This window comes from Bradyrhizobium sp. ma5, from assembly GCF_042258955.1.
In the GTDB taxonomy this organism is placed as follows: domain Bacteria; phylum Pseudomonadota; class Alphaproteobacteria; order Rhizobiales; family Xanthobacteraceae; genus Bradyrhizobium.
The window spans coordinates 6605637-6632389 of record NZ_CP170156.1 but is presented as its reverse complement, the minus strand read 5'-3'; the positions used below and the strand labels follow the sequence as shown (position 1 = coordinate 6632389).

Genomic DNA, 26753 nt, shown 5'->3' with positions numbered 1-26753 from the left:
CTGATGATAGACCTTGCTTCAGGTTCGTCATCAATGGGATCTCGATCATGACAACAGAGAAGGTCGCACTCGTCACCGCAGGCGGCAGCGGCATGGGAGCGGCGGCGGCGCGGCGGCTTGCCGCGGATGGATTTCGCGTTGCGATCCTGTCGTCGTCGGGCAAGGGCGAGGCGCTGGCCGCCGAGCTCGGCGGCATCGGCTTCACCGGCTCGAACCGTTCGAACGATGATCTGAAGCGCGCCGTCGACGGCGTGATGGCGCGCTGGGGTCGCATCGATGCGCTGGTCAACAGCGCCGGCCACGGCCCGCGTGCGGGCGTGCTGGAACTGACCGACGAGCAGTGGCACACCGGCCTCGACGTCTATCTGATGAACGTGATCCGGCCGACGCGGCTCGTGGCGCCGATCATGCAAGCGCAGAAGTCGGGCGCGATCGTCAACATCTCCACCGCCTGGGCATTCGAGCCGAGCGCGATGTTTCCGACCTCCGCGGTGTTCCGCGCCGGGCTCGCCGCATTCACGAAACTGTTCACCGACAGCTACGCGGCCGACAATGTCCGCATGAACAATGTGCTGCCGGGCTGGATCGACAGCCTGCCGGCCACCGACGCGCGCCGCGACAGCGTGCCGATGAAGCGCTACGGCAAGGCGGAGGAGATCGCGGCGACGATCAGCTTCCTCGTCTCCGACGGCGCGGGCTACATCACTGGACAGAACATCCGGGTTGATGGCGGTTTGATGCGGTCGGTTTGATCGTGCCCACAGGCAACACCTGTCATTGCGAGGAGCGAAGCGACGACGCAATCCATACCTCCGCATCTGCGGCGCGATGGATTGCTTCGCTTCGCTGGCAATGACGAATGGGAAAGTGTCACATATTCAACCCGTCATCCTGAGGAGGCCGCAACGCGGCCGTCTCGAAGGATGCACGGCCCGGCTGGTGGCCGTCGATCCTTCGAGGCTCGCTCCGCTCGCACCTCAGGATGACGGGGCTGAGTTATCGTGCGCGGGTTTTGTGATCTTGGCGGACGCAACATGTACCGACGCACTTGCGTCTACGCGCTGCGCGTCGCATTCCAGGCTGCACGCGTCACAATTGCGGCGACCTCAGATTGCGTTTGTCGTGATGACAAACTGAAAGCGCAGCGCTAGCCTTCCGTCAAATCAAAACATACGGGAGGAATGGCATGCCAGACGCAGCAGTTGCAGCACGCGCTTCGGACTCCACGCACAGCGGAACCACGCAGCAGGTCGACGTCGCGGTCGTCGGCGCCGGTTTCGCCGGTCTCTATCTGCTGCATCGGTTGCGCAAGGCGGGCTTCTCGGTTGTTGCGCTCGAAGAGGGCGCCGACGTCGGCGGCACCTGGTATTGGAACCGGTATCCTGGCGCGCGCTGCGACATCCAGACCATCGATTACAGCTATACATTCGATCCCGAGCTCGATCAGGCATGGACCTGGTCGGAGAAATACGCGACCCAGCCAGAAATCCTGCGCTATCTCGGCTTCGTCGCCGACCGCTACGATCTGCGCCGCGACATCAGGTTCGGCACCAAGGTGACGCAGGCGACCTGGAACGACGCGACGTCGCGCTGGCAAATTGCGACCAACAACGGCGCCAATGTCTCGTGCCGCCACTACATCATGGCGACCGGCTGCCTGTCGTCGCCGAAGCCGCCGGAGATCGACGGCGTCAAGGATTTCAAGGGCGAGATCTATTTCACCGGCCGCTGGCCGCATCAGGGTGTCGACCTGAAGGGCAAGCGCGTTGCCGTGATCGGCACCGGATCGTCGGGCATTCAGTCGATCCCGTTGATCGCCGAACAGGCCGCGCAACTCACCGTGTTCCAGCGCACGCCGAACTTCGCATTGCCGGCCGGCAACGGTCCGGCGCCGGAAGATCGCAAGACCTTCTTCGAGACCGACCGCGCGGCCTATCGCGAGCAGGCGCGCTGGTCGATGGCCGGCGTGCCGTATCCGCAGCAGACCGTGGTGAGCTGGCAATTGAGCGATGCCGAACGCCGCGAGCGGTTCGAGAAGGCGTGGGCGGCGGGCGACCTCGTCCACATCCTTTCCCAGCTTTGGGCCGACCAGGCGGTCGATGTCGACGGCAACCGGCTGGTCGCTGATCTGATCCGCGAGAAGATCGGCGCCGTGGTCAAGGATCCGGAGATCGCCGCGGCGCTAGCTCCGCACGATCATCCGTTCGGCGCCAAGCGCCCCTGCCTGGACACCAACTACTATGCGACCTACAACCGTCCGAACGTGACGCTGGTGAATCTGCGGCAGGAGCCGATCAAGGCGATCACAGCTGGCGGCATCTCGACCGACAAGCGCAGCTTCGATGTCGACGTCATCGTGTTCGCCACCGGCTTCGACGCGATGACCGGCGCGATCATGGCGGTGCATCCGATCTCCGGCCGCGGCGGCAAGTCGCTGTCGGATGTCTGGGCGCACGGACCGCAGACCTATCTCGGCGTCACCGTCGCGGGCTTCCCCAATCTGTTCATGATCACCGGTCCCGGCAGCCCGTCGGTGCTGTCGAACATGGCTGTCTCGATCGAGCAGCATGTCGATTGGGTGGTCGACCGCATCGCCGCGTTGCGCGACGCCGGTTTCACGACGATGGAAGCAACCGAGGCCGCGCAGGCCGGCTGGGAACGGCACATGGCCGACTGCGCGACGCTGACGCTGCACCGGCTGGCCAACACCTGGTACACGGGCGCCAATGTGCCCGGCAAGCCGCAGGGCGTGATGCCCTATACCGGCGGCGTCGGTCCGTATCGCAGCATCTGCAACGAGGTGGTCGGACGCGGCATGCTCGGCTTCAAGCTCACAGGACCCGGCGTTGCCGAGCAGTGCAATGACGGCGAGGTGGTGCGCTTGCAGCCCGATGTGCGGCTGGTGCTCGGCATGCTCGGCGAGATGAACCTGCCGCCGATCGAGACGATGGGCGCGCAGGGCGCGCGCGACTTCCTCAACGAGTTCAACAAGGGCCGTCCCGCCGGCCGCCCGGTCGGCGAGGTCGGCACCGGCATGCTGCAGGGCGCTGAAGGTCCGCTGCCGTACAAGCTGTATCGCCCGGCGACGCCGGGGCCGCATCCGATCGTGGTGTATTTCCACGGCGGCGGCTGGGTGCTTGGCGACGAGCTGTCGGACGATCCGTTCTGCCGCGATCTGTGCCGGCGCACCGGCATGATCATCGTCAGCGTCGGCTATCGCCACGCGCCCGAGCATCGCTTCCCGGCTGCGGCCGAGGACGGCTATGCGGCGACGCGCTGGATCGCAGCCCACACCGCCGAGCTCGGCGGCCGGGCAGGGCCGGTGCTGGTCGCGGGCTGGAGCGCTGGCGGCAACATCGCGGCCGTGACCTGCCAGCTCGCGCGCGATCGCGGCGGGCCCGAGATCGCGGGCCAGCTCTTGATCTGCCCGGTCACCGACTCCTCGTTCGACCGGCAGTCCTATGTCGACAACGCGGCCGGCTACTTCCTGACCCGCGGGCTGATGTTCTGGTTCTGGGACCTGTACTGCTCGCCCGCCGACCGCACCGATCCGCGCGTCGCGCCGTTGCGCGGCAAGCTCGAAGGCTTGCCCCCGGCGTTCATCGCGACTGCGGAGTTCGATCCGCTGCGCGACGAGGGCAATGCCTATGGCGACGCGCTTGCGAAAGCCGGCGTCAAGGTCGAGCAGCTCAAGGCGCAGGGCCACTTCCACTCGTCGTTCGTGATGGTCGACGTCATCATCACCGGCGTCAGCGGCCGTGTGAAAATGGCGAAGGCGCTAAGGCGTTTCGCCGGACTGCCCGAGGAGTTGGAGCAGGACAACGTTGCAACGCCACGGGTCAACGCCGCGGCGAATTAGAGCATGATCCGGAAAAGTGCGAAGCGGTTTTCCGAAGAGATTATGCTTAAACAATGAGCTAAAGCGCGATGACGATTCAACCTGATCTCATCGCGCTTTAGGGCGCGCAAACCCCCGCGGCTTGCCCGCGGGGATTTCGCACGACTTCGGAGCTCCGGTTCAATCAGAACCGGAAGCTCTAGAGGAAGGCGAGATGCTCCACCTTGTGCACGACGTCGTCGAGCGTCTGCTTGGTGGCCGTGGTATCGCCGCCGGCCATGAACACCTGCCAGAACTGCCGATCGACATTGTGCAGATGCAGGATGGACACGCGAACGCCGTTCTTGTTGCCGGCAACCTCTGACTGGGTATTGACGACATCGGTGAAGCCGTTCTGCTTCAGCGTGTTGGCGACGACGCCCTTGAGCTCGCCGACATTGGCGAGCGCCTCGCTGAGGCCCATGCTGCGGAAATTGAAAAACAGGAACGCCATGCGACACCTCCTTCTGTTGCGGACGAGCACAGCGCGTGCGGAAGTGCACTGAACCGGCTCTCTCGCTCAACCAGAGGTGTATTCCTGTATTTAATGATCGCGTTATGAGCCGCTTCACAGGAACCGGCTCCGCGATCGTGCGGCATTTGAACGCAGAGGTTTCTCTAGCCGAGCTCGAACGTCGTGACGCCGAATACGCGATCAATACGCAATGGCGGGATCGCGTCGGTATACATCCGTGCGGTCTCGAACACCGGCGACAGCCCGAGGCCTTGCGCCAGCGCGACGGCATCGCGGTTGACCGCGGGCACATCGAGGAAGATCTCGCCGCCGCCTGCGCTCGCGAGCAATGCGGACAGGATGGTCTCGGCGCCGGCGCGATCGTCGGCGACGAGCGGACCGATCTTGCGGCCGGTGCGGCACGGACGGATCACCCCCCAGCCGGCCAGCCTGCCGCCGCGCATCAGCGCGCATCCGACATGGCCCGGCGTATTAGTCCAGGCGCGCAGGAAGACCGGACGCGGTGCGGGAAACACCGTGGCGTCATCGGCCTCGACCAGCGCCATAGGCACCTCGGTCAGCGCGACGATGCCGGCGTTCGGCGCTGGTCCTGCGGTGACCGTGCCGCCGTAGCGCACATTGGCGTAAGCGAGCGCGAAGCCGGACTTTTGGTAGTTCGCCTGCTGCGCCACCACGCCATCGAGCCCGATCATGCGCGGATGCGCATGCGCGATGGCCGCATTCCAGATCTTCAGACCGTAGCCGCGGCCGCGCAGATCCGGGCGCACGATGTAGAAGCCGAGGAAGGAGAAACCTGCGCCGTAATTGACGCAGGAGATCACCGCGGCCGGCTGGCCGTCGAGCTCGCCGATGAAAAATCCCAGCGGATCCTCGGCGGCAAAGCAGGGCGCATCGGCGAGACCGGGATTCCATCCCTCCGCCGCGGCCCAGTCGATCGCGAGCGCGATCTCGTCGGGTCGCATATGTCGGATGATGAGGTCGCTCATCGGCGATAATCCCGTGTGATTGGAGTCACGGACTGTGCCTCCATGTTTGTGACGATCACACTACCCTCACAGAATGAGGCTGCCCACAGACGGTGCTTGAACCGAACAAAATTTTCAACGAATTCGTCTAACAATTTATGGTTTTTATATAATTAGAAACACGTTTGACTTGTAGTTGCCGCAAGCCTAACAATCTCGCGCGCCGCCGCGGATTTCAGGTGCGGTGCTCGTGAATCCCGGATCAAGCGGCCTTTGCGCCGCAAATTTCGAAATCGGAATCACCCTCAGCAGAAAGGATTGCATCGCACGTCAGCAAGACAACTGAACGGAATTGGGGACGTTTTTCATTTCACCCAAAACGGAGTTTTCCCATGACTCAAGTTGTTAATTTGTCCGGTAATCCAGATATCGATGGCATTCTCTGGGGATGGGAGTGGGGTTCGGGCGGCGCGCAGAATCTGACGTTTTCGTTTCCCACCAGCAGCGCTGAATACGGCTATCAGGAGATCGACAATTTCGGCGCGTTCACCGCGTCACAGCAGACGGCGGTGCGTACGGCGCTCGCCGACGTCGCAAGTTTCACCAATCTCACCTTCACCGAGACGACGAGCGCCGGCGCGACGCTGCGCTACGCCAATGCCGACAAGATTGACTACACCGACGACAGCAGTGTCGCCCAGCACACCGGACTGCACGTGCCTGGCAACGCGCCCGGCACCGCGGAGGCCAATCCGCCCGAACTGGGCTACAACGGCAACGCGCCGTTCTCCGCGATGGGCGCGCAAGGCGACGCATGGTTCGTCACCGGCGGCTACACCAATCCGGTGCTCGGCAGCTTCCAGGATGCGGCCGGCATCATGCACGAGACCGGCCATAATCTCGGATTGAAGCACGGCCACATCACGCAGGACGGGCACGGCGTGACGTTCCCCGCGCTGCCGGCTGACCACAATTCCTACGAATACTCGGTGATGACCTACAGCCAGTTTCCTGGCGACAACGCGACCAATGGCGACAACGCGCCCGATCATCCGACCACCTACATGCAGGATGACATCGCCGCGCTCCAGTACATGTACGGCGCGAACTATGGTGCCACGGCGCACAACGGCAACACCACCTACACCTGGAGCCCGACTACCGGCGAGGAGTTCATCGATGGCGTCGGGCAGGGCGCCCCGCAAAGCAATTTCGTGCTGATGACGCTGTGGGATGGCGGCGGCACCGATACCTACGACTTCTCCAATTACACGACCAACCTCTCCATCGATCTCAATCCCGGCGCCTGGACCATTCTGGACACCAGCGCGGCGCACGCGCAGCGTGCCGATCTCGGCAATAACGGGGCGGGCGGCGCTGAGTATTTCGCGCGCGGCAACATCGCCAATGCGTTGATCGATCCGAACAACCCGACCGAGACCGCGTCGCTGATCGAGGACGCCAATGGCGGCTCGGGCAACGACACGATCGTCGGCAACGCCGCCGACAACGTGCTTCGCGGCAATGGCGGCAACGACACGATCGATGGCGGGGGCGGCACCAATACGGTCGTCTACAGCGGTACCCGGCTGCAATACATCGCGACCCTGCTCGGCAGCGGTGCGATCCTGATCGCCGACCAGCGCGGCGGGTCACCTGACGGGAGCGACACCGTCACCAACATCCAGAAATTCGAATTCGCCGACGGTACATTCAACGAGACTGAGGTGCTGAACCGTCCGCCGGTGCTGTCGCCCGATCCGGGATCGCCGCATCCGCTGACCGAATTGGCCAACACCACTAATTCCGCCTCGCTGCAGGAACTTCTCGGCACACTGACGTTCACCGATGCGAATGCCGGCGACACCGACACCGCGAGTGAGGCGTTTGATACCGCGACCTGGTCCGGCGGCGCCACGATTCCGCTCGCGACGCAGGCAGCCCTCGCAACGGCGCTGACCGATTCGATTGGCGTCGACGGCACCAGCGGGACGCTCAACTGGCAGTTCGACCTGGCAGACAAGAATCTGGACTTCCTGGCGGCTGGCGAGACGCTGACTGTGGTCTACGACGTCACGGTGGCCGACCACCACACCGGCTCGAGCGTCAGTGACTCTTCGACCCAACAAATCACGGTCGTCTTCACCGGCACCAATGATCCCGTGTCGGTCGTGCCGGCACTGTCCAACTTGACGGGGACGATCAGCGAATTGCCCGGCGTCACAGGAAGTTCGACGCCGGATGCGACCGCCGGCACGATCGCCTTCACCGATCCCGACCTCAACGACCGGCCGACTGCGACGATCAATACCGCCGGCGAGACGGTGACCTGGCAGGACTCGACGCACGACTACACGTCGGAACTCACGCCGACGCAGATCGCCTCGCTCGAGGCAGCCTTTACGATCATGCCCGAGGCCGGCAACACCAACGCAGGCAAGATCGACTGGAGCTACAGCATCGTCGACAAGGATCTCGATTTCCTGTCGGTCGGCGAGAGCCTCACCGTCACGGTGCCCGTCATCATCGACGATGCGCATGGCGGGGCCGTCACCCAGGATGTCGTCCTCACCATCAACGGCGCCAATGACGCGCCGATCGCGGTCGCGGACAGCAACGGCACGGCCAAGAAGTCGACGCTGTCGGTTGACGCGTTGCACGGTGTGCTGTCCAACGACACCGATCCTGACATCCACGATCAGGGTCACTCGGTGGTCAGCGCCGTCGACGGGGCGGCCGGCAATGTCGGGCACACCATAGCCGGCACCTACGGCTCGCTGACGCTGGATGCCGACGGCAGCTATGTCTACGTCGCCAACAAGGGGGGCTTGCCGTCGCAGATCGTCGCGCAGGACACCTTCGCCTACACGATTGCCGATCCGCATGGCGCAACGGCGTCGTCGACGCTGAGCATCGTCGTGTTCAATCCCGGCGTCAATTACCAGGCCGGAAGCCATACCACACTGAACGGCGGCAACGGCCAGGACGTGCTCGACGGCTCGGCGGGGCACGACATCCTGATCGGCGGCAATGGCCCGGACGTGCTGATCGGCGGCGATGGTGACACGTTGACCGGCAACAACGGGCCGGACACGTTCCTGTTCCGCCCGCATTTCGGCACCAACGTGATCACCGATTTCGTTGCGCACAATGACGCCGTGCAACTCGACAAGTCGATCTTCGCCAGCGTGAACGACATGCTATCCAATCACACGGCCGATACCGCCGCCGGCGCCGTCATAACGGACGCGTTCGGCGATACGATGACCTTTGCCGGGATCAAGGCGGCGGAGCTGCAAGCGCACGCAGGCGATTTCCATCTGGTCTGAGCCGGAGGAGGGCGTCCTGCGGCTTGATTCATAAAACCACCCGCCGCAATCTGCTTGCGGCGGGTGGGTGATCGGGACATTCGAAATGACGTGGCGTTTGCCGATATTTGCCATCTCCGCAATCACCCTTGGTGTGATCGACATGACCGCGACGACGCAGATGAACGCGACAAGTGCACTTGCCGCTTCGCCGATCTCGGGCGCCGCGCCGCTTGAGGTGACCTTCACCGGCATGGGGCCGGGGATGCTGGAGGGCGTGGTCGTGCTCGATTTCGGCGACGGCCGGACCGATGACACGATCTCACCGATCCGCGGCTTTCGGCGGACGCACGTCTATCGCGCGGCTGGATCGTATACGGCCGTGCTCAAGAGCGGCGCGTACGGCGGGCAACGCCCGGCCGTGCTGGGCGAAATCGGGCGGGTAACCATCATTGTGGATTGAGTCGAATCTCTCTCTCTCTCTCTCCCGTGACGCTACGGCGCGCGCAGCGCGTCTCGAAGGGTAAGCGCCGCGCCGGTGCGGCGCCATGCTCAGGCAATCCGAAGCACGAGGCTGACCAGTTCGGGCTGGCGGTGCGTGCCGGTTTTGGCGAAGGCCGACTTCAACTGGTTGCGTGCCGTGTCCCGAACGATCCCGAGCCGTTCGGCAGCGTCGTCGATCGAGAGGCCGCCCGCGAGCAGCGCCACCAGCCGCGCTTCTGCCGGCGTGAGGCCGAATGCCTGCGCGATCATGCCGGGCTCGGGCATCGCGCGTGGCGTCAAATTGACGAAGATCAGCATTGCCCGCGCGCCGAGGAAGACGTTGCGTGCCGCACCGTCGATCGGCAACACGCGCAAAACCACCGGCCCCTTGTTCATGCGGTGGATCACGATCGGTTCGATCGGCAGCGCCGCGCGCTCGGGGGCAGCCCGGATCAGATCGACGACTTGATCAAGCCGCGCCTGTGCCGCTTTGTCGCGCACGATCAGCCGGCGATCCCTGATTCTGATATCCGCGTCGAAGCCGGCATCGGCGGCTTCGTTGCGATCGATCACGAGGCCCGCGCGGTCGAGTACGACGGCCGGCTGCCGCACCCGGTCGAGAATGCCGGTAATGGAGGCGAGCGCGATGCGGCCGACCGCAGTCGACAGTGTCGCTGTCTCCGTCAGGCGCGGCCCCAGCTGCGCCAGCAGCCGCGTCTCGCGTGTATCGAAGTGTCCTTCCTCTCCGGTGCGCTGCAACGTCAGCACCCACGGTGCGCTGTCGGCCCAGAAGCCGATGCCGGCGAACCATTTGAAGCCGAACGGATACAGCACCTCATTGTACATCGGATCGGACCGGATCTGCTCGGGCGTCAGCAAGTCCTGATCGGTGATTACTTCGCCGGCCATTGCTCGCGGAACGCCTGGAGCGCGCGAATCCTGCTCATGCCAGTTGTGTGCGAAGTAGTGCTGCACCATCTCTTCGGTCGACGCCGTGCGCGGCACGTCCGGGGTCCGCACGTCGCTTTGCAGCAGCACGGCGCCGGTTGCACCCACCGCTTCGCAGATCGACGTCATGATGCCGGTCCACGCCGTCGGGTCGACCACGGCGTCCCCCAGCCGCGCCATCACGCTGGACATTCGATCTGGGTCGATATCCCCGTTCATGCAGGGAAGTGTTGCGCGAGGTGGCGTCGCGCGACAAGCGCTAAGTTGCGGTCCTGCCAAAGGAAATAGTCGTATTGGATCGTCACTCGCCCGTCTTGCGACGGCGAGGGTTCAATCCGCCTGCTTTGGCCGGTATGCGGCGAAGAACACCCGTGTCGCGCTGTCGACGACATCAGCGATCCGCTCAGGCGAGGGCGACGGATTGGCCTGAAAGATGAACGCCTGGAACAGCGTTGCCTGGCACATCTGCATGAACTGCCAGGCCGCGAGCTGATAGTCGTCGATCACCAGCTCGCCGAGCGCGGCGCGTGCCTCGAGATAGGCGGCGAAGCGGTCGACGGTGTGGGCGATCACATGGGTGTAGAACCGGCTGCCGAGCTCGGGCATCCGCTCGGCGATCGCCATCACGGTGCGGATCGCCGAGCCGCCGCCGGGGCGACACAGCACCGCGACATAGGCGCGGCCGAATTCGGGGAGGGTGGTGTCGACGTCGCGCGCCGGATCGAAGTTGAAGGCGACCTTGCCCTGCTCGCGCTTTTCCTCCTCGACGATCGCCGCGAACAGCCCGGCCTTATCGGGGAAATACACGTACAGGGTGCCCTTGGAGACGGCAGCGGCGCGGGCAATCTCGCCCATGCTGGCGCCGTCGAAGCCGAGCTCCAGGAATACCTTGCGGGCGCCGTCCAGGATCTGGCGGCGCTTCGAGGATTCCTCGTCGCCGGCGACGAGGTGGAGGGGGTTTGGGGGCGCTGCAACCATTGATTTAGCTTCTCACGAAAGAACCCAACTCGGAATCAGTCCGGGAAGAATCGAAGCCTTATAATCCGCTGGACGGGAATATAGATTGACCGAACCGTTCGGTCAATGGTATTGGTGGGAGTGGCGATGCGCCGCACGGCCTTTCTTCCGCCATTGCGGGCGTCGAGATTTTTTCTGGGGAGCCTTGGTTATGGCCGCAGCACGAGATCAGGCCGCACGCATTGTTCGTTCCGAGCCTGACATGGCCGAGGACGCGATGGCGCGCGACGCATCCGTCGATCTCGGTGAGCAGGCCAGAACTGACGAGGCCAAGAGTCCCGGCGACAAAGGTCCTGGTGACAAGCGTCCAGCCGAGGCGCCGCCCGCTTCTGCGCCTGAGAAGCCGGGAGCGTCGCCCGCGGCCGCAGCGCCGAAATCGGGCAAGCGCAGATTCGTGATGATGGGTGTGCTCGGGCTGCTCGCGCTCGCCGCCGCGAGCTATGCCGCCTATTACCTGATGGTCGGGCGCTTCTACATCTCGACCGACGACGCCTATGTCCGCGCCAACAACACCATGCTCGGCGCGCGCGTCGCGGGCCATATCGCGGCGATCCTGCCCGGCGACAATGCGCTGGTGCGCGCTGGCGACGTGATCTTCCGGATCGATGACGGTGACTATCGCATCGCGGTCGATGCCGCGCGCACGCGGATCGCGACCCAGCAGGCGACGATCGAGCGCATCGGTCGCCAGGTCGCGGCGGCCGAAAGCTCGGTCGAGCAGGCGCAGGCGCAGCTCGTCTCCGCCGAAGCCGGCCTGAAGCGCGCCGATCTCGATTTCGATCGCCAGCAAGCGCTGAGTACCAAGGGCTTTGCCTCGCGCGCCACTTTCGAAGTCTCCGAAGCCGGCCGTGATCAGGGCGCGGCCGCGGTGCGGTCGGCGCAGGCTGCCTACGATGCCGCAAAGAGCAACGTCGATGTCACCAAGGCGCAGCAGGCCGAGGCCCGCGCCCAGCTTGCCGAGTTGCAGACCCAGCTCGCCAAGGCCGAGCGCGATCTCGATTTCACCCAGGTGCGCGCGCCGGTCGACGGCACCTTCTCCAACCGCCTGGTCAACACCGGCGACTACATCAATGTCGGCCAGCGGCTCGGCAATGTGGTGCCGCTCGACGGCGTCTTCATCGACGCCAACTACAAAGAGACCCAGCTCAAGCGCATCCGTACCGGACAGCGGGTGACGATCAAGGTCGACGCCTACGGCTTCCGCAAGTTCACCGGCATCGTCGACAGCATTTCGCCGGCGGCAGGCTCGGTGTTCACGCTGCTGCCGCCCGACAACGCCACCGGCAACTTCACCAAGATCGTGCAGCGCCTGCCGGTCCGCATCCGGGTGCCGAACAGCGTCGCGAAGCAGGGCATGCTGCGCGCCGGGATGTCGGTCTACACCACGGTCGACACGCGAGAGGGCGCGGCCGACGCCGACGCCGATACCGACCTCGACGCGCCGATGATGATCCATCCGCAGTGATGCCTTGAAGCTTCGAACCGCAGGTTCGAAGCGCGGAGCCTGATGAGCCCATGGCCGACGCGACCACTGCTTCGCCCTCGATGATGACCGGCGCCTCCGAGACCGAGCGGCTCCAGCCCAAGCGGGTGGTCGCCTTCATCATCATGGTGTTCGGCATGTTCATGTCGATCCTGGACATCCAGATCGTCTCGGCCTCGCTCACCGAGATCCAGGCCGGCCTGTCGGCGTCGTCGACCGAAGTGTCGTGGGTGCAGACCGCCTATCTGATCGCCGAGGTGATCGCGATCCCCTTGTCGGGATTCCTGTCGCGCGCGCTTGGCACCCGGCTGTTGTTTGCGATCTCGGCGTTCGGCTTCACGGTGTCCAGCCTGCTGTGCGGCTTCGCCTCCTCGATCGAGCAGATGATCCTGTGGCGCGCGCTGCAGGGCTTCCTCGGCGCCGGCATGATCCCGACGGTGTTCGCCTCGGCCTACACCATCTTCCCGCGCTCCAAGTTCTACATCGTGGCGCCGATCATCGGCCTGGTCGCGACGCTGGCGCCGACCGTTGGGCCGACCGTCGGCGGCTACATCACCGACCTGATGTCGTGGCACTGGCTGTTCTTCATCAACATCGTGCCCGGAATCATCATCACCGTCGGCGTGCTGGCGCTGGTCGATTTCGACCAGCCGAACTTCGCGCTGCTCGAGCGCTTCGACTGGTGGGGCCTGATCTTCATGGGCGGCTTCCTCGGCTCGCTGGAATATGTGCTCGAGGAAGGCCCGCAATATGAATGGCTGCAGGACACCTCGGTGGCGATCTGCGCCGCGATCGGTTTCGTCTCGGCGGTCGCCTTCTTCTGGCGGGTGCTGACCGCGGAGGAGCCGATCGTCGATCTCTATGCCTTCTCCAACCGCAACTTCGCGGTCGGTTGCGTGCTGCAGTTCTGCATCGGCATCGGGCTCTACGGCCTGACCTACGTCTATCCGCGCTATCTCGCCGAGATCCGCGGCTACAGCGCGCTGATGATCGGCGAGACCATGTTCATCTCCGGCATGACGATGTTCTTCATGGCGCCGGTGGTTGGCCGGCTGATGCAGAAGGTCGATCTGCGCTACATCATCGCCTTCGGCCTCGTCACCTTCGCGCTCGGCTCCTGGCAGATGACCTGGATCACCCGCGAGTACGATTTCTACGAGCTCCTGGTGCCGCAGATCCTGCGCGGCATCGGCATGATGTGCGCGATGGTGCCGACCAACAACATCGCGCTCGCGACGCTGCCGCAGGACCGCGTCAAGAACGCCTCCGGCCTGTTCAATCTGATGCGCAATCTCGGCGGCGCGGTCGGGCTCGCCGTGATCAACGAGGCGCTCAACGACCGCACGGATCTGCACATCTCGCGGCTGCAAGACCGCGTGACCTGGGGCAACGCGACCGCGGTCGAGACCCTCAACAATTTTACCCAGCGCCTGCAGGGCATGGGCGATTCCGCCACCATGGCGATGAAGCAGCTCTCGCAGCTGGTGCATCGCCAGGCTCAGGTGATGAGCTATGGCGACGCCTTCTTCATGCTGTCGCTGTTCTATGTCGGTCTCAGCCTGCTGGTGCTGTTCGTCAACAAGCCGCCGTCGATGACCGCGGGCGGCGGCGACGCGCATTGAGCGCATCGGCTTTTGCGTGGTGTGCGCCCGGTCGCGTGCAGAGCGTTGCATCATCGACACATTGCCGCACTCACGCGCTTGTCATCTTGCCAATCGCGCGTGATGCATTTATAAGCAGCGCATTCCTTACTCGAACCTGGGAGATGCGCATGAAGTCGTATATTTTGCAGATCGCGCGCCCGCGTTCGATGGTGCTTGACGTCGTAGCGCGTTAGCTCCCGGCGCTGATCGGGCCTGATCCCCGATCACCCAAACTTCCCAACACGTTATCTACAATTTCCAGCGACATGAGCGGCCGGATTCCGTCCGCCTGTCGCCTCAGATGGAGCCGGCTTGCGCTGCAGAAGCGTGGCCGGAATGTGCCATGACCTCTTTGACGACCAAGCGACCGGCCGCGATCCGGATCGTCCTGCCATTCGTGTTCCGCCACTGGCTGGAGCAGCCGCTGCGCGCCTTCGCCGTGACGGCGGGCTTCCTCGGCGCGACCGCCGCCGACCTGTTCATGCCGGTGTTTTCCGGCCATCTGGTTGATGCGCTGACCGCGGGTGCCACCGATGCCGCCGCGCGCCATGCCGCGATGCTGGCATTCGGCGCCATCGTCGGCCTCGGCGCGTTGTCGCTGATGCTGCGGCTGGTCGGTATCCAGACCATCGTGCCGTTCACGCTGAAGACGATGTCCGATGTCGGGCAGCAGGCCTTCATGCGCGTGCAGCGCTTCTCGACCGACTGGCACGCCAATTCGTTCGCGGGCTCCACCGTGCGCAAGATCACGCGCGGCATGTGGGCGCTCGACCTGTTGAACGACACCATCCTGATGGCGCTGTTGCCGTCGCTCGTCGTGCTGCTCGGCTCGATGATCCTGCTCGGGCTGCACTGGCCATCGCTCGGTGCGGTGATTGCTGTCGGTTCGGTGATCTATGTCGCGATGACCATGGTGTTCCAGGTGCGCTATGTCGCGCCTGCCGCGCGGGTCTCCAATGCGTGGGACACCAAGGTCGGCGGCACGCTGGCCGACGCCTTGACCTGCAACGCGGTGGTGAAGTCGTTCGGCGCCGAGACGCGCGAGGACATGCGGCTCGACGGCGTCATCAGTCGCTGGCGCCGGCGGGTGCGGCGGACCTGGTTGCGCTACAACCACACCTCGACGGCGCAGCTCCTGGTGCTGTTGTGCTTCCGCGCTTCGGTGATCGGCGGCGCGATCCTGCTGTGGGCGCAGGGTCACGCCACGCCGGGCGACGTCACCTATGTGCTGACCAGCTACTACATCATCCACGCCTATCTGCGGGATGTCGGCATGCACATCAACAACCTGCAGCGTTCGGTCAACGACATGGAGGAGCTGGTGCAGATCCATGGCGAGCCGCTCGGCATTGTCGATGCCGTCGATGCCAGGACGATCGACATCCAGGGCGGCCGCATCGTGTTCGACGACGTCACGTTCCACTATGGCGGCCATCGCTTGCCGCTCTATGACGGGCTGTCGGTCGACATCGATGCCGGCGAACGCGTCGGCCTCGTCGGGCGCTCCGGCTCCGGCAAGACGACCTTCGTCAAGCTGGTGCAGCGGCTCTACGACGTCACCAGTGGCAAGATCCTGATCGACGGTCAGGACATCGCCAGGGCGACGCAGCAATCGCTGCGCAGCCAGATCGCGATCGTGCAGCAGGAGCCGATCCTGTTTCACCGCACGCTGGCGGAGAACATCGCCTATGGCCGGCCGGGCGCCAGCATGGAGGCGATCGAGCAGGCGGCGCGGCTTGCCAATGCGCACGACTTCATCATGCGGCTGCCGAAGGATTACGGCACGCTGGTGGGCGAGCGCGGCGTCAAGCTGTCGGGCGGCGAACGGCAGCGCGTGGCGCTGGCGCGCGCCTTCCTGGCGGATGCGCCGATCCTGATCCTGGACGAGGCAACCTCGAGCCTCGATTCGGAATCCGAGGCGCTGATCCAGCAGGCGATGGAGCGGCTGATGAAGGGCCGCACCTCGATCGTGATCGCGCACCGGCTGTCGACCGTGCGCAGCATGGATCGCATCCTGGTGTTTGATCGTGGCGAGATCGTCGAGCAGGGCACGCATGAGGTGCTTGCCACCCGGCAGGGCGGTATCTACCGCGGCCTGTTCGAGCGGCAGGCGACCGAGTTTGGCCAGGCGGCGGCGGAATAAGGCGGCGGCGCGCGGCTGACGGATCGATCTCCGGCAGCCGCGCGCCCGAATTGACACGAGACGATTTGAGACTGGAATTGAAATGAAAGACCTTACGCGCGGCTCCATTGTGAGCCACATATTGGTCATGGCTCCCCCGATCGTGGTCGGCATGATCACGATCATGATCTGCCAGCTGGTCGATCTGTATTTTGTCGCGGGTCTCGGCGACGCGGCCGTCGCCGGGGTGGCCGCAGCCGGCAATGCCGGCTTCCTCGTCAACGCGCTGATGCAGGTGCTGGGCGTCGGCAGCGTCGCGCTGATCGCGCATGCGGTGGGACGCAAGGACCGCGGCGACGCCAACCTCGTGTTCAATCAGTCGGTCGTGCTGTCGGTGCTCTGCGGGCTGTTTACGCTGGCCGTGGGGGCATTGCTGTCGCGCCCTTATATGCGCTCGGTCGCGACCGACCCGGCCACCATCGAGGCGGGCACCACCTATCTCCTGTGGTTCATGCCGGCGTTGGCGCTGCAATTCATCATCCAGGTGATGGGGTCCGCGCTGCGGGCAACCGGTATCGTGCGGCCCAGCATGCTGGTGCAGGCGGTGGCGGTCATCATCAACATCGCGCTGGCGCCGGTCCTGATTGCGGGCTGGGGCACCGGTCACGCGCTCGGCGTTGCCGGCGCGGGTCTGGCAAGTTCGATCGCCGTTCTCATCGGCGTGCTGATGTTGTTCGCGTATTTCCGCAAGCTGGAACGCTATGTCGGATTCGATCCCGCGCAATGGCGTCCACGGTTGCGGCAGTGGGCGCGCATCCTCAATGTCGGCCTGCCTGCCGGCGGCGAGTTCGCGCTGATCTTCGCCTGGATGGGCGTGATCTATTATGTGCTGCGCGATTTCGGCCCGGCGGCCCAGGCCGGGTTCGGCATCGGGACGCGCGTGCTCGGCCTGATCCAAATGCCGGCATTGGCGGTGGCGCTCGCCGCCGGCCCGATCGCCGGACAGAATTATGGCGCGGGCAATGGCAGGCGCGTGCAGGAGACCTTCGTCAAGGCGGTGTCGATCGGCACCGTCGTCATGATCGTCTTCACGCTTGCCGCGCAGTGGAAGCCGGGACTGTTGCTCGACGGCTTCTCGAACGATCGCGAGACCATGGCGGTCGCAGGAGGATTCCTGCACTTCGTCTCCATGAATCTCGTCGCGCAGGGCGTGATCTTTACCTGCAACAGCATGTTCCAGGGCCTCGGCAACACCAGGCCGGTGTTGCTGAGTTCGGTCGTGCGCCTCTTCACTTATGCGGTGCCGGTGATCTGGCTCTCGAGACAGCCCGGCTTCCGGATCGAGCATGTGTGGTATTTGTCGATCGCGACGACGACGCTGCAGGCCGGTTTGAGCCTGTGGTTGCTGCGTCGCGAATTCAGCAAGCGTCTCGTGCCGCCGCCGCGCGATGTCGCGCCGGAACGCGTTGGTCTCGAGCCGGTGGGATGACCGGCTCAGCCAATGTTGCGGTGGCGGTTGGTCATCTCGGCGCCAGCCCGTTCCACACCAGCGCCACGCCGGACAAGAACAGCAGCACCAACACGATGTCGGAAAAATTGCGGTCGCTGAGTGCGTGGTAGAGGCGGGCGCCGAGCCAGGCGCCGAGCAGCGTTCCCGGAAACGCGCAAGCCACGAGCCAGATCAGTTCGGGCTTTACCAGGCCGCTCGCGATCTGGACCAGAAGCGCGGCCGCCAAAATCGTGAAGTTGAAGATCTGAAACACGCCGCGGCGCCGCTGCTTGCCCCAGCCGCGCAGGCTCGCCCACAGGATCGGGAGCGGGCCTGACAGTCCGGCGAGGCCGCCGAGGATGCCGCCGGCAAATCCGATCGCGCCATCGGCCCATTTGCCGCCGAAGGCGATCGACATCGGCTTGCGTTGCAGGAACAGCAGGGTCGGGAACACCAGCAGGAAAACGCCGATCGTCAGCTTGAAGACCTCGGGGTCGGCGCGGGCGATCAGCAGGATGCCGATCGGCACGCCGGCCAGCCCCGCGATGACGAACGGCCAGACCAGACGGAAATCGATGGTCTTCCAGATCGACGGCAGCGTCGACACCTGCGCGATCACCGAGCAGACCAGCACCAGCGGCACCGCAAGCGTCGGCGGCAGCACATAGAGCCAGATGCCGAGCGCCATCAGTGCGGTGCCGAAGCCGGCCAGCCCGGAGACGAAACCGCCGGCAAGCGCGCCGAAGAACAGGACCGCGTAGCTTGCCGGGTTCAGTTGCTTTCTCCTTCGTCGTCATTCCGGGGCGATGCGAGGCATCGAACCCAGAATCTCGAGATTCCGGGTCTGGTCCTTCGGACCATCCCGGAATGACGATCATGTTTTGCCGCGACGTTTACACGACGCGCGCGGCGGGTACACTTCAAAATCGCGGCTCATCAACGACAATCGGAATGGAAGCGTGCCCATGACTGCGAATTCGTCGAAAACCTTTCTGGTCTGTCACGGCGCCTGGTCGGCCGGATGGGCGTGGAAGAAGATGCATCCTTTGATGCAGGCCGCCGGGCACCGGCTGGTCACGCCGAGCTACACCGGGCTCGGCGAGCGCGCGCACCTTGCCCATCAAGGGCTCGACCTGGAGGCGCATATCCAGGACGTGCTCAGCGTCATTTCATATGAAGATCTGCGCGACATCGTGCTGGTCGGCCACTCCTATGGCGGCATGGTCGCGACGGGCGTCGCAGACCGGGTGCGCGAGCGCGTCGCGCAGATGATCTATATCGACGCCTTCGTGCCGCGTGACGGCCAGTCGCTGTTCGACCTTAACGAACCGGCCATCGAGACCATGCGCGAGCTCGCAAGCGACGGCGACGGCTGGCGCATCCCGCCGATGCCGACGCCGCCGGATACGTCTCCCGCAGATGTCGAATGGCTCACCGCGCGCCGCGTCGACATGCCGATCAAATGCTTCGAGCAGAAGCTGAAGCTGCAACACGGCGAGACGAATTTGCCGCGCAGCTACGTCTACGCCACCCGCACCACCCAAGCCGATACGTTCGGCCAGTTCGCCAGGCGCATCAAGAATGAACCCGGCTGGCGCTATTTCGAGATCGACGCCAGCCACTCGCCGAACGTCACCGCGCCGGAGGCGCTGACGGCGCTGCTGCAGGAGATCGTGGCGTAGCGATCGTCATTGGGTTCGATACGGCGCATCGCACCCGGCATCTCGAATTCTGTCGCCGATTGTGCGCGACGCTACCGCGAGACAGCCTTCGCAGCCGACCCGAGCGAGGCAGCCGCATCTCTCTTGCAAACCAGCTTTAGCCTATATAACAACTCGATCGGCTTGTTTCAGCTGGAGGTTGTCGGTGCAAACACTAGGCTTGGCTCTGAAAGCGGCGATCGTCGGACTGCTGCTGCTGTCGAGTGTTGATGCCAACGCGGCGCGGGTCGATGTGGGCCCCCGTACTTGCAGCAATCAGCGCGATCGGTGCGTTGCCTACCGGTTTCGCATTGGTCCGATCGGGTCCGAAGATGTCTGCATGAGCGTGTTTCGTGGCTGCATGCGGTCTGGTGTTTGGGACGGCGCTACTGCGTTTCCCTATGGGGGAGCACGTATCACCGGAATGATCCGTCGCTAGCGCAGCTTTGCTGCGGTGGCCGTTGTCCGATTAAGCCCACGGCCCGCAGCAGGAGATCGGTTCCTGACGAGCCGTCATTCCGGGGCGACGCGAAGCATCGTCCCGGAATCGATCGGGTGCGTGTGTTCACCCGGCGTCATGCGCCACGCGCGTCGCGCGCGGCCTGAGCGACTTTCGTCGCCTGCGACACGCGTCCGATTTTCGCGCCTGCAATGATCTTTCTTCGACGTTCGCTTGGCTTCGGCGCCATGCCTTCGCTCGGGGTTGCTCCGGCCGAGGGACGGGTTGTGAAGTTTGCAGCTCGGTGCAGCGCGAGGGCTTTTCGAGCCGCTTCAACATGCGCGGTCCGGGTCGCCAGATTGTGCTGACGCTTGAGCTCCGTGTTCACCCGCTTCAACGCCGCTGCGAACACTTGCTTCCGTTCTGATGCATGCGTGGCGGTTCCCGGAAAGCTTGTCCCGCGAGCCTCGGCCTTGCCGCGGTTCTCGCGCTGCTTTTGCCGGCCGACCGTTCGTTCCTTGTCGCGCATCTTGCGCAAGCGGGGGCGCATGGCCTCGAGTTCGGCTACCTCGACGCCATAGATTGCGGGATGATGCGTCAGGCGGATTGCTTCATATTCTTCGTGGTTGAGAATGCTGCGCTCGAACTTGCAGGCAACCGACATTATCATTCCTCCTCTTGATTTTCTTGAATCTCGGGGCAGAAGGACACGCCCAACTCGAGCGGATCATAGCTGCAATGCCGCCGGATGGCCAATCTGCCACCATCCAAACTGGGACAGTGCTTCGATCGCAGCGATCGATCGCCTTGCGATAGCGTCAAGGTACGGTGGCTCCTACTTTTCTGCTTCGTCGTCCTTGAGACGAATCCCCTCAGTTCGCAGAGCCGCAAAGAGAGCCGCGATGTCATCGGGCTCCATGTTGTTGGGGCACATCCCGTTCAGTTGCTCGGTTGTGATCGTGCCGGTGCTCTTGGCGATATCCCGCGCCTTCGCCATGATCTTCTGAAGGTCCATCTGCGATCCTCCGCGCGGCACACATCTTACGCCCGCCAACCCATTATGTCGCCTTTTAAGAAACGTGCGCCTACGCCGCGAAGCGAACCAATCGCGTTGGTGCCGCCAACGATGAGGCAAGATCCTTCGAGAAGTTCGCCATCGGAACCGGACGGTGACCGCAACTTTGTCTCGCATGTTCCGCCAAACCGCGACATAATCAGCGTCTCGCGTGCTGGTGAACATGGCCTCATGAACCGCAGCCCCGTGCTCGTAGATCTGGCGCTCCAGGGTGGAGGATCGCATGGTGCGTTCACATGGGGCGTCCTGGATCGACTTCTCGAAGAATCATGGTTTCAGATTGCGGGCATATCCGGGACATCGGCCGGAGCGATGAATGCTGCCGTGCTGGCGGATGGCTGGACCGCGGGCGGCGCTGCGGGCGCACGCGAAGCGCTTGAAAAATACTGGCGAAGCGTCTCACGCGCCGCCGCATTCAGTCCGTTGCAACGCTCGCCGCTCGACCGTCTGATGGGACGCTGGTCGCTCGACAGCTCTCCAGCCTATCTCTTCACGGATTTGATGTCGCGGATGCTTTCACCCTACGACCTCAATCCCCTCGGCTTCAATCCGCTGCGCGACATATTGAACAACAGCATCGATTTCGAGCGCCTTGCGCGCGCGCCGATCAAGCTCTTCATAACCGCCACACGGGTCCGTACGGGGCGGGGGCGGATTTTTCGCAACGCGGAGATTACCGCGGATGTCCTGCTCGCGTCGGCCTGCTTGCCAACGATGTTTCGTGCGATCGAGATCGATGGCGAGCCCTATTGGGACGGCGGCTATGTGGGCAATCCCACGATCACGCCGCTGGTCCGCGAGACCGACGCACACGATACGGTCGTGGTCCAGATCAACCCGACTGAGCGGCCGGAGCAGCCGCGCACGGCCGCTGACATTCTCGACCGGCTCAACGAGATCTCGTTCAATTCGCCGCTGGCAAAGGAGCTGCGGATGATCGCGTTGCTTCGTCAGGTTGCCGACCCCGGCACCGGAGAGGGCGCCCGCTGGGCCCAGATGAAAACGCATCGGATCAAGAGCGACATGCTTGCGACGTTCGGTTCATCATCCAAGCTCAATGCCGAATGGGCGTTCGTGACCAAGCTGCACGAGGAGGGGCGGCGTGCCGCCGGCGAATTCCTCGACGCGCATGGCGCCGATATCGGTGAGCGCTCGACCGCCGATCTGGATATTCTGCTGGCGGAGTGCTGAGCCGATGGGTCTACTCGGCATTCTCGTCGGGCTTGGACTGCTGGTCGGTCTTGCATTCCGCGGCTGGAGCGTCCTGTTGCTCGCGCCACTCTGTGCGTTGGTGGCCGCAGCCTTCGGTGGCGAGCCGTTGCTTGCCAACTGGACGCAGACCTTCATGGGCAGCGCGTCGGACTTTCTCGCGCAGTTCTTTCCTATTTTCCTGCTTGGTGCCGTGTTCGGGAAACTCATGGATGACAGCGGCGCGGTCGGTGCGGTCGCGGGCTTCATCTCCCGATGTCTGGGCGAACGCCGTGTCATCCTCGCGGTCGTGCTCGCGGGTGCACTGGTCACCTACGGCGGCGTCAGCCTCTTCGTCGCGTTCTTCGTCATCGTTCCGATGGCGCAGTCGCTGTTTCGCACGGCAGGGATTCCGCGTCGCTTGGTGCCGGCGGCGGTTATTCTTGGGACTTCGACCTTTACCATGTCGGCGCTGCCGGGCACGCCGTCGATACAGAATGCGATACCGATGCCTTTCTTCGGCACGACGCCGTTTGCCGCACCGGGCCTTGGCGTTGTCGCATCGATGATCATGCTTGGTGTCGGGCTGTGGTGGCTCCTTCGCGCAGAGCAAGCGGCGCGTCGCGTAAATGAGGGCTATGGCGACGAGCCGCCGGTTTCGGCGGATGCAGCCGACGATGAGTTGTTGCGCGAGCGGGCGACGACGGCGCGAGAATTCGACCCGGCGGAGATCCGCCACGGACATCACAGCGGCGCCGCCGTCCCGGTCTTCAACGCCATCCTTCCCCTGATCGTCGTGGTCGTAGTCAATCTGCTGATGTCGCTCGTTGTCCTGCCCCGGCTTGATTTCTCATTCCTGGCCGAACAGCGATGGGGAAATACATCACTGGCTGCCGTGGCCGGTGTCTGGTCGGTTGTCGTGGCGCTGGCGGGAGCGATCGTAACGGTCATACTCTGCAACTGGACGCGACTGCCCGCATTGCGACGAACCATGGATGCCGGCGCCAATGCGTCGGTCCTGCCGGCGCTGAGCGTCGCAAGCCTTGTCGGATTCGGCGCCGTTGTCGCCTCACTTCCCGCTTTCGACGTGGTGCGGGAGTGGGTATTGCGAATTGAGGGCGGCCCATTGGTGTCGCTTGCAGTCGCGACGAACATCCTTGCCGCGCTGACGGGGTCGGCTTCCGGCGGCTTGACGATTGCGCTCGATGCGCTGGGCAAGACCTATATGGGTCTTGCTGCGGAGGCGGGTATTGACCCCGGCCTTCTGCATCGCGTCGCGGTGATCGGCTCGGGAACACTGGACATTCTGCCTCACAACGGCGCGGTCGTTAGCCTGCTCGCGATCTGCGGGCTCAAGCATCGCGACAGCTATCTCGACATCGTCATGGTCGGCATTGTGAGTTCCGTCATTGCTCTCGCCGCGGTGATTGCAATCGGTACCGCGTTCGGGTCGTTCTGACGCAAGACGATGGGTCGGCTCGACCGGCCGCGGGCGCGCGTAGCTGGAACGAAGTTTACTGAAAATGGCGAAGGGCCCGGCGTGTTGCGCCGAGCCCCTCATACTCCAAAATATCAGCCGGCCTGTAAGCCGGGTTCTGTAGGGCACCATTCTTGCGAATGGTACGCGACGGCCATTCCTCTGGGACAAGGTTTGCACCTTGCCTCGAGCAACCTACCCGGACAGCGGGCCTGACATCGCCCTGCGGTGTTATCGCGCGAGCGCGAACTAACCGCGTTGCCGTCCCTATTCGGTTTTGCTCCCGGTGTGGTTTGCCATGCCGTCTCCGTTGCCGGAAACGCGGTGCGCTCTTACCGCACCTTTTCACCCTTGCTTCCTCCGAGGAGGGAGCGGTTCGTTCTCTGTGGCACTTTCCCTGGGGTCGCCCCCGCCGGACGTTATCCGGCACCGCATGTCGATGGAGCCCGGACTTTCCTCTCCCGCGGCCTTTCGGCACCAGCGGGAGCGGCCGTCCGGCCGACTGACGGCCTGTGCATGCGGGCTTTGGCCGCCCGCGTCAAGCGGTTGCGATGGTTAACCGGTCGCCGGCGTTCGATTTTGACATCCGCGAAGGAGGAGCCTTTGATATCGATTTGATCAAACCAAAGGGGTGAGGCGCCATGGACACCGAACTGGCCCGGACCTTCCTGACGGTGGTGAGCGCCGGCAATTTCATCACCGCGGCGGAACGGCTTCACGTTAGCCAATCGACGGTCAGCACCCGCATTCACACCCTCGAGCAGCAACTCGGCTGCGTGCTGTTCGTGCGCAACAAGGCCGGCACCACGCTGACGCCGGCCGGCCGGCAGTTTCAGCGTCACGCCTCGGTGCTGGTCCGCACCGTCGAGCAGGCCCGCCACGATGTCGGAATCCCCAAGGGGTTTTCCGCGACGCTGGTGGTCGGCGGCCGCATCGGACTTTGGGAAGAGTATCTGCTGCGCTGGCTGCCGCTGATGACGCGGGCGCATCCCGACATCTCGATCCGCGCCGAGAGCGCGCTCGAGCCCGAGCTGATGCAGGGCCTGGTCGAGGGACGCATCGACATCGGCGTGATGTACACGCCGCAGAGCCGCCCGGGCCTCAAGGTCGAGCAGCTGTTCGAGGAACAGCTCATCCTGGTGTCGACCGATCCCAGGAGCGCACCGGAGCCGGGGCAGGGCTATGTCTATGTCGATTGGGGACCGGAATTCTATGCGCGTCACGCGACGCTGTTTCCGAACTTCACCGGCCCTGCGCTGACGGTGAATATCGGCTGGCTCGGATTGCAGCATCTGCTGGTGAATGGCGGCTCCGGCTTCTTCGCGCGCCGCATCGTGGAGCCGCTCCTGAAGGCACGGCGGCTGCACGCCGTCGCCGGCGCACCCAGCTTTGCGATGCCGGCCTATGTCGCCTATCCGGCTGATCGCCAGGACGACCATCTGGCGCGCGCGGTCGCGATCATGCGTCGCCTCGCGGCATCCCAGGTCCACGCCGCGACCGAGGTCCCGCGGTCGAGGCCCGGCGCGCGGCGGCGGCGTTGACCGCGATTGCTATCGGCATCGCCGATCGGTTGCATCGGGATTCTTCGCTTGTCAGCGTGGCCATCGGAGTCCAGAGCAGGATCGGGATCAGCAGGAGGTCAAGCGATGGACATTGCGGCAGCGGTGGGAGATGCGTTGCTCAACGGCGCGTCGGATGCGATCGTTGCGACCGACGCCGAAGGCCGCATCACCCTGTGGAATCCCGTCGCCGTCAGGGTATTCGGCTTCACGGCTGAGGAAGCCGTCGGACAATCGCTCGACCTGATCATTCCGGAAGCCTTGCGCGGGCGTCACTGGGCCGGCTTCCGCCACACGATGGCGACCGGGACGAGCCGTTACGGTCAGGGTGATCTGTTGTCGGTGCCTGCGCTGACCAAGAGTGGCGCGCGGATCTCCGTCGAGTTCACCATCGTGATGCTGCATGACCCGGAGCATCGCGTCGCCGGCACCGTGGCCGTGATGCGCGACGTGACCAAGCGCTTCGAGGAGCTCAAGGAGCTGCGGCGCCGCGCCGCGCAGGGCGGGCCATCCTCATAAGGCCGCTGGCGGCAACGCCAGCTATTTCCCTGATCGCAGGCGGGCTTCCGCCAACGCCGTCACGAGGCCGATGATCAGCATCGACGCGACAATGTCGGCTTCCGCCCCGAAGCCAAACGCGATTGCAGTCGCCGAGGCGACCGCCGCCAATATTGCAATGGTCAGCCCCTCGTCGGCGATCAGCTGACGCAGCGCCTTCAGGTGCGTGATGCCTCGTTGCATGGCCTGTTCACACGCCGAGCGGATTGCCGGCCGCAGCGATCGCAGCGGCGACCTGGCTGGCACGGTGGCCCGGTTGCGCGACGATCCGCCCGCGCAGCATCCGGTACAGCGTCCACAGCAGGAGCCGCCAAAGGCGCGTTGCTGACTGCGGCAGTAATGTCATGGCCAGTCCTCCTGATATTCCACCCAAGGCTACGCGCGGCCATGAATTTAACAAACGAATAATATCGGCGGTTAGTATCGGATTATCAGATATAAGCAACGGCCGGGTCATGCGCTCACGCGGGCCGGCCAAAATAATTTATCCTGACCCTGTCGTCCTGCATGCCGCCCGTTCGACTGGGTGTCGGCGATCCAGCCGATCAAGAGGAGAGACGAGATGCAATATTTGCTGCTGATCTACCGGAGTGACGCGGAATACACCCACATGACCGCTGACGACCGCAAGGCCGTGACGGCGGAGTACGGCGCCTACACCCAGTCGATCATCCAGAGCGGGCACTTCAAGGCGGGCGACGGGCTGCAGCCGGTGTCGACGGCCACCACCGTGCGGGTCCGCGACGGCAAGACGCTGACGACCGATGGGCCGTTCGCGGAAACCCGCGAACAGCTCGGCGGCTACTATCTGGTCGAGGCCAAGGATCTCGACACCGCGCTCGGCCTCGCGGCGCGGATTCCCGGCGCCAAGACCGGCTCGATCGAAGTCAGGCCGGTGATGATCTACGACAACCCGCGGTGACGCCATTGTCGCATGATGAATGCAG

General features: G+C 64.2%; 23 protein-coding genes and 1 other RNA gene. 14 read left to right on the top strand and 10 right to left on the bottom strand.

The genetic code is table 11. The features are described from left to right. The first annotated feature begins 47 nt into the window (after positions 1 to 47). Together ACE103_RS31265 and ACE103_RS31260 are read left to right on the top strand one after the other, a co-directional pair. Positions 48 to 752, top strand: a complete 705-nt coding sequence (locus ACE103_RS31265; protein WP_375776181.1) for an SDR family oxidoreductase — start codon at positions 48 to 50, stop codon at positions 750 to 752. A gap of 434 nt (positions 753 to 1186) precedes the next feature. Then, positions 1187 to 3859: an alpha/beta hydrolase fold domain-containing protein gene (locus ACE103_RS31260; protein ID WP_375776180.1), complete on the top strand. Its 2673-nt coding sequence runs from the start codon at positions 1187 to 1189 to the stop codon at positions 3857 to 3859. Positions 3860 to 4037: 178 nt separating this feature from the next. Here ACE103_RS31260 and ACE103_RS31255 read toward each other — a convergent pair whose 3' ends face one another. Beyond that, complete coding sequence (locus ACE103_RS31255) at positions 4038 to 4331, bottom strand: hypothetical protein (RefSeq protein ID WP_375776179.1); 294 nt, start codon at positions 4329 to 4331, stop codon at positions 4038 to 4040. Between the two features lie 164 nt (positions 4332 to 4495). After that, positions 4496 to 5338 (bottom strand): GNAT family N-acetyltransferase, encoded by an 843-nt coding sequence (locus ACE103_RS31250; RefSeq protein ID WP_375776178.1) that lies wholly within the window; start codon positions 5336 to 5338, stop codon positions 4496 to 4498. Between the two features lie 371 nt (positions 5339 to 5709). On the opposite strand from ACE103_RS31250, the gene ACE103_RS31245 reads away from it, so the two are divergent. Both ACE103_RS31245 and ACE103_RS31240 read left to right on the top strand, forming a co-directional pair. After that, entirely contained in the window at positions 5710 to 8646 is a 2937-nt protein-coding gene (locus tag ACE103_RS31245; protein WP_375776177.1) for an Ig-like domain-containing protein, read from the top strand. Positions 8647 to 8731: 85 nt separating this feature from the next. Continuing rightward, positions 8732 to 9088, top strand: a complete 357-nt coding sequence (locus ACE103_RS31240; protein ID WP_375776176.1) for a hypothetical protein — start codon at positions 8732 to 8734, stop codon at positions 9086 to 9088. Between the two features lie 89 nt (positions 9089 to 9177). Here ACE103_RS31240 and ACE103_RS31235 read toward each other — a convergent pair whose 3' ends face one another. Both ACE103_RS31235 and ACE103_RS31230 read right to left on the bottom strand, forming a co-directional pair. Continuing rightward, positions 9178 to 10248 carry a helix-turn-helix transcriptional regulator gene (locus ACE103_RS31235; RefSeq protein ID WP_375776175.1) on the bottom strand — a complete coding sequence of 357 codons (1071 nt, stop codon included), beginning with the start codon at positions 10246 to 10248 and terminating at the stop codon, positions 9178 to 9180. Between the two features lie 138 nt (positions 10249 to 10386). After that, positions 10387 to 11034, bottom strand: a complete 648-nt coding sequence (locus tag ACE103_RS31230) for a TetR/AcrR family transcriptional regulator (RefSeq protein WP_223975407.1) — start codon at positions 11032 to 11034, stop codon at positions 10387 to 10389. Between the two features lie 190 nt (positions 11035 to 11224). Here ACE103_RS31230 and ACE103_RS31225 point away from each other — a divergent pair, with 190 nt between their 5' ends. The 4 genes from ACE103_RS31225 to ACE103_RS31210 all read left to right on the top strand — a co-directional run bounded on the left by ACE103_RS31225 (position 11225) and on the right by ACE103_RS31210 (position 17810). Beyond that, positions 11225 to 12538 (top strand): HlyD family secretion protein, encoded by a 1314-nt coding sequence (locus ACE103_RS31225; RefSeq protein ID WP_375776174.1) that lies wholly within the window; start codon positions 11225 to 11227, stop codon positions 12536 to 12538. Between the two features lie 50 nt (positions 12539 to 12588). Then, complete coding sequence (locus tag ACE103_RS31220) at positions 12589 to 14178, top strand: DHA2 family efflux MFS transporter permease subunit (RefSeq protein ID WP_375776173.1); 1590 nt, start codon at positions 12589 to 12591, stop codon at positions 14176 to 14178. Positions 14179 to 14542: 364 nt separating this feature from the next. Beyond that, complete coding sequence (locus ACE103_RS31215; protein ID WP_375776172.1) at positions 14543 to 16342, top strand: ABC transporter ATP-binding protein; 1800 nt, start codon at positions 14543 to 14545, stop codon at positions 16340 to 16342. Between the two features lie 82 nt (positions 16343 to 16424). After that, positions 16425 to 17810 (top strand): MATE family efflux transporter, encoded by a 1386-nt coding sequence (locus tag ACE103_RS31210; RefSeq protein WP_375776171.1) that lies wholly within the window; start codon positions 16425 to 16427, stop codon positions 17808 to 17810. Between the two features lie 31 nt (positions 17811 to 17841). Here the strand turns inward: ACE103_RS31210 and ACE103_RS31205 are convergent, their stop codons facing one another. After that, the gene (locus ACE103_RS31205; protein WP_375781220.1) at positions 17842 to 18585 is read right to left on the bottom strand and encodes a sulfite exporter TauE/SafE family protein; all 744 of its coding nucleotides are present in this window, start codon (positions 18583 to 18585) and stop codon (positions 17842 to 17844) included. Between the two features lie 190 nt (positions 18586 to 18775). Here ACE103_RS31205 and ACE103_RS31200 point away from each other — a divergent pair, with 190 nt between their 5' ends. After that, positions 18776 to 19492, top strand: coding sequence for an alpha/beta fold hydrolase (locus tag ACE103_RS31200; protein ID WP_375776170.1), 717 nt, complete (start codon positions 18776 to 18778; stop codon positions 19490 to 19492). Positions 19493 to 20085: 593 nt separating this feature from the next. On the opposite strand, the gene ACE103_RS31195 is transcribed toward ACE103_RS31200, so the two are convergent. After that, positions 20086 to 20613: a hypothetical protein gene (locus tag ACE103_RS31195; RefSeq protein WP_375776169.1), complete on the bottom strand. Its 528-nt coding sequence runs from the start codon at positions 20611 to 20613 to the stop codon at positions 20086 to 20088. Between the two features lie 171 nt (positions 20614 to 20784). Further along, positions 20785 to 20964 carry a hypothetical protein gene (locus ACE103_RS31190; protein WP_298371939.1) on the bottom strand — a complete coding sequence of 60 codons (180 nt, stop codon included), beginning with the start codon at positions 20962 to 20964 and terminating at the stop codon, positions 20785 to 20787. A 231-nt stretch (positions 20965 to 21195) separates the two neighbouring features. Between ACE103_RS31190 and ACE103_RS31185 the strand changes: the two genes are divergently transcribed. Together ACE103_RS31185 and ACE103_RS31180 are read left to right on the top strand one after the other, a co-directional pair. Continuing rightward, positions 21196 to 22215 carry a patatin-like phospholipase family protein gene (locus ACE103_RS31185; protein WP_223975692.1) on the top strand — a complete coding sequence of 340 codons (1020 nt, stop codon included), beginning with the start codon at positions 21196 to 21198 and terminating at the stop codon, positions 22213 to 22215. Between the two features lie 4 nt (positions 22216 to 22219). After that, on the top strand, positions 22220 to 23671 hold the full coding sequence (locus tag ACE103_RS31180; protein WP_375776168.1) for a GntP family permease: 1452 nt from the start codon (positions 22220 to 22222) through the stop codon (positions 23669 to 23671). A 109-nt stretch (positions 23672 to 23780) separates the two neighbouring features. On the opposite strand, the gene rnpB is transcribed toward ACE103_RS31180, so the two are convergent. Further along, positions 23781 to 24195: RNase P RNA component class A (gene rnpB, locus ACE103_RS31175), an RNA gene on the bottom strand. A 135-nt stretch (positions 24196 to 24330) separates the two neighbouring features. Between rnpB and ACE103_RS31170 the strand changes: the two genes are divergently transcribed. Together ACE103_RS31170 and ACE103_RS31165 are read left to right on the top strand one after the other, a co-directional pair. After that, positions 24331 to 25230 (top strand): LysR family transcriptional regulator, encoded by a 900-nt coding sequence (locus ACE103_RS31170; protein WP_375776167.1) that lies wholly within the window; start codon positions 24331 to 24333, stop codon positions 25228 to 25230. A 105-nt stretch (positions 25231 to 25335) separates the two neighbouring features. After that, entirely contained in the window at positions 25336 to 25767 is a 432-nt protein-coding gene (locus tag ACE103_RS31165; protein ID WP_375776166.1) for a PAS domain-containing protein, read from the top strand. Between the two features lie 21 nt (positions 25768 to 25788). Here ACE103_RS31165 and ACE103_RS31160 read toward each other — a convergent pair whose 3' ends face one another. Together ACE103_RS31160 and ACE103_RS31155 are read right to left on the bottom strand one after the other, a co-directional pair. Then, a complete protein-coding gene (locus ACE103_RS31160; protein ID WP_375776165.1) occupies positions 25789 to 25989 on the bottom strand; it encodes a hypothetical protein in 201 nt (66 codons plus the stop codon). A gap of 7 nt (positions 25990 to 25996) precedes the next feature. Continuing rightward, positions 25997 to 26152, bottom strand: a complete 156-nt coding sequence (locus ACE103_RS31155; protein WP_375776164.1) for a hypothetical protein — start codon at positions 26150 to 26152, stop codon at positions 25997 to 25999. Positions 26153 to 26368: 216 nt separating this feature from the next. Between ACE103_RS31155 and ACE103_RS31150 the strand changes: the two genes are divergently transcribed. Beyond that, positions 26369 to 26728, top strand: a complete 360-nt coding sequence (locus ACE103_RS31150) for a YciI family protein (RefSeq protein WP_223975424.1) — start codon at positions 26369 to 26371, stop codon at positions 26726 to 26728. Positions 26729 to 26753 lie beyond the last annotated feature (25 nt).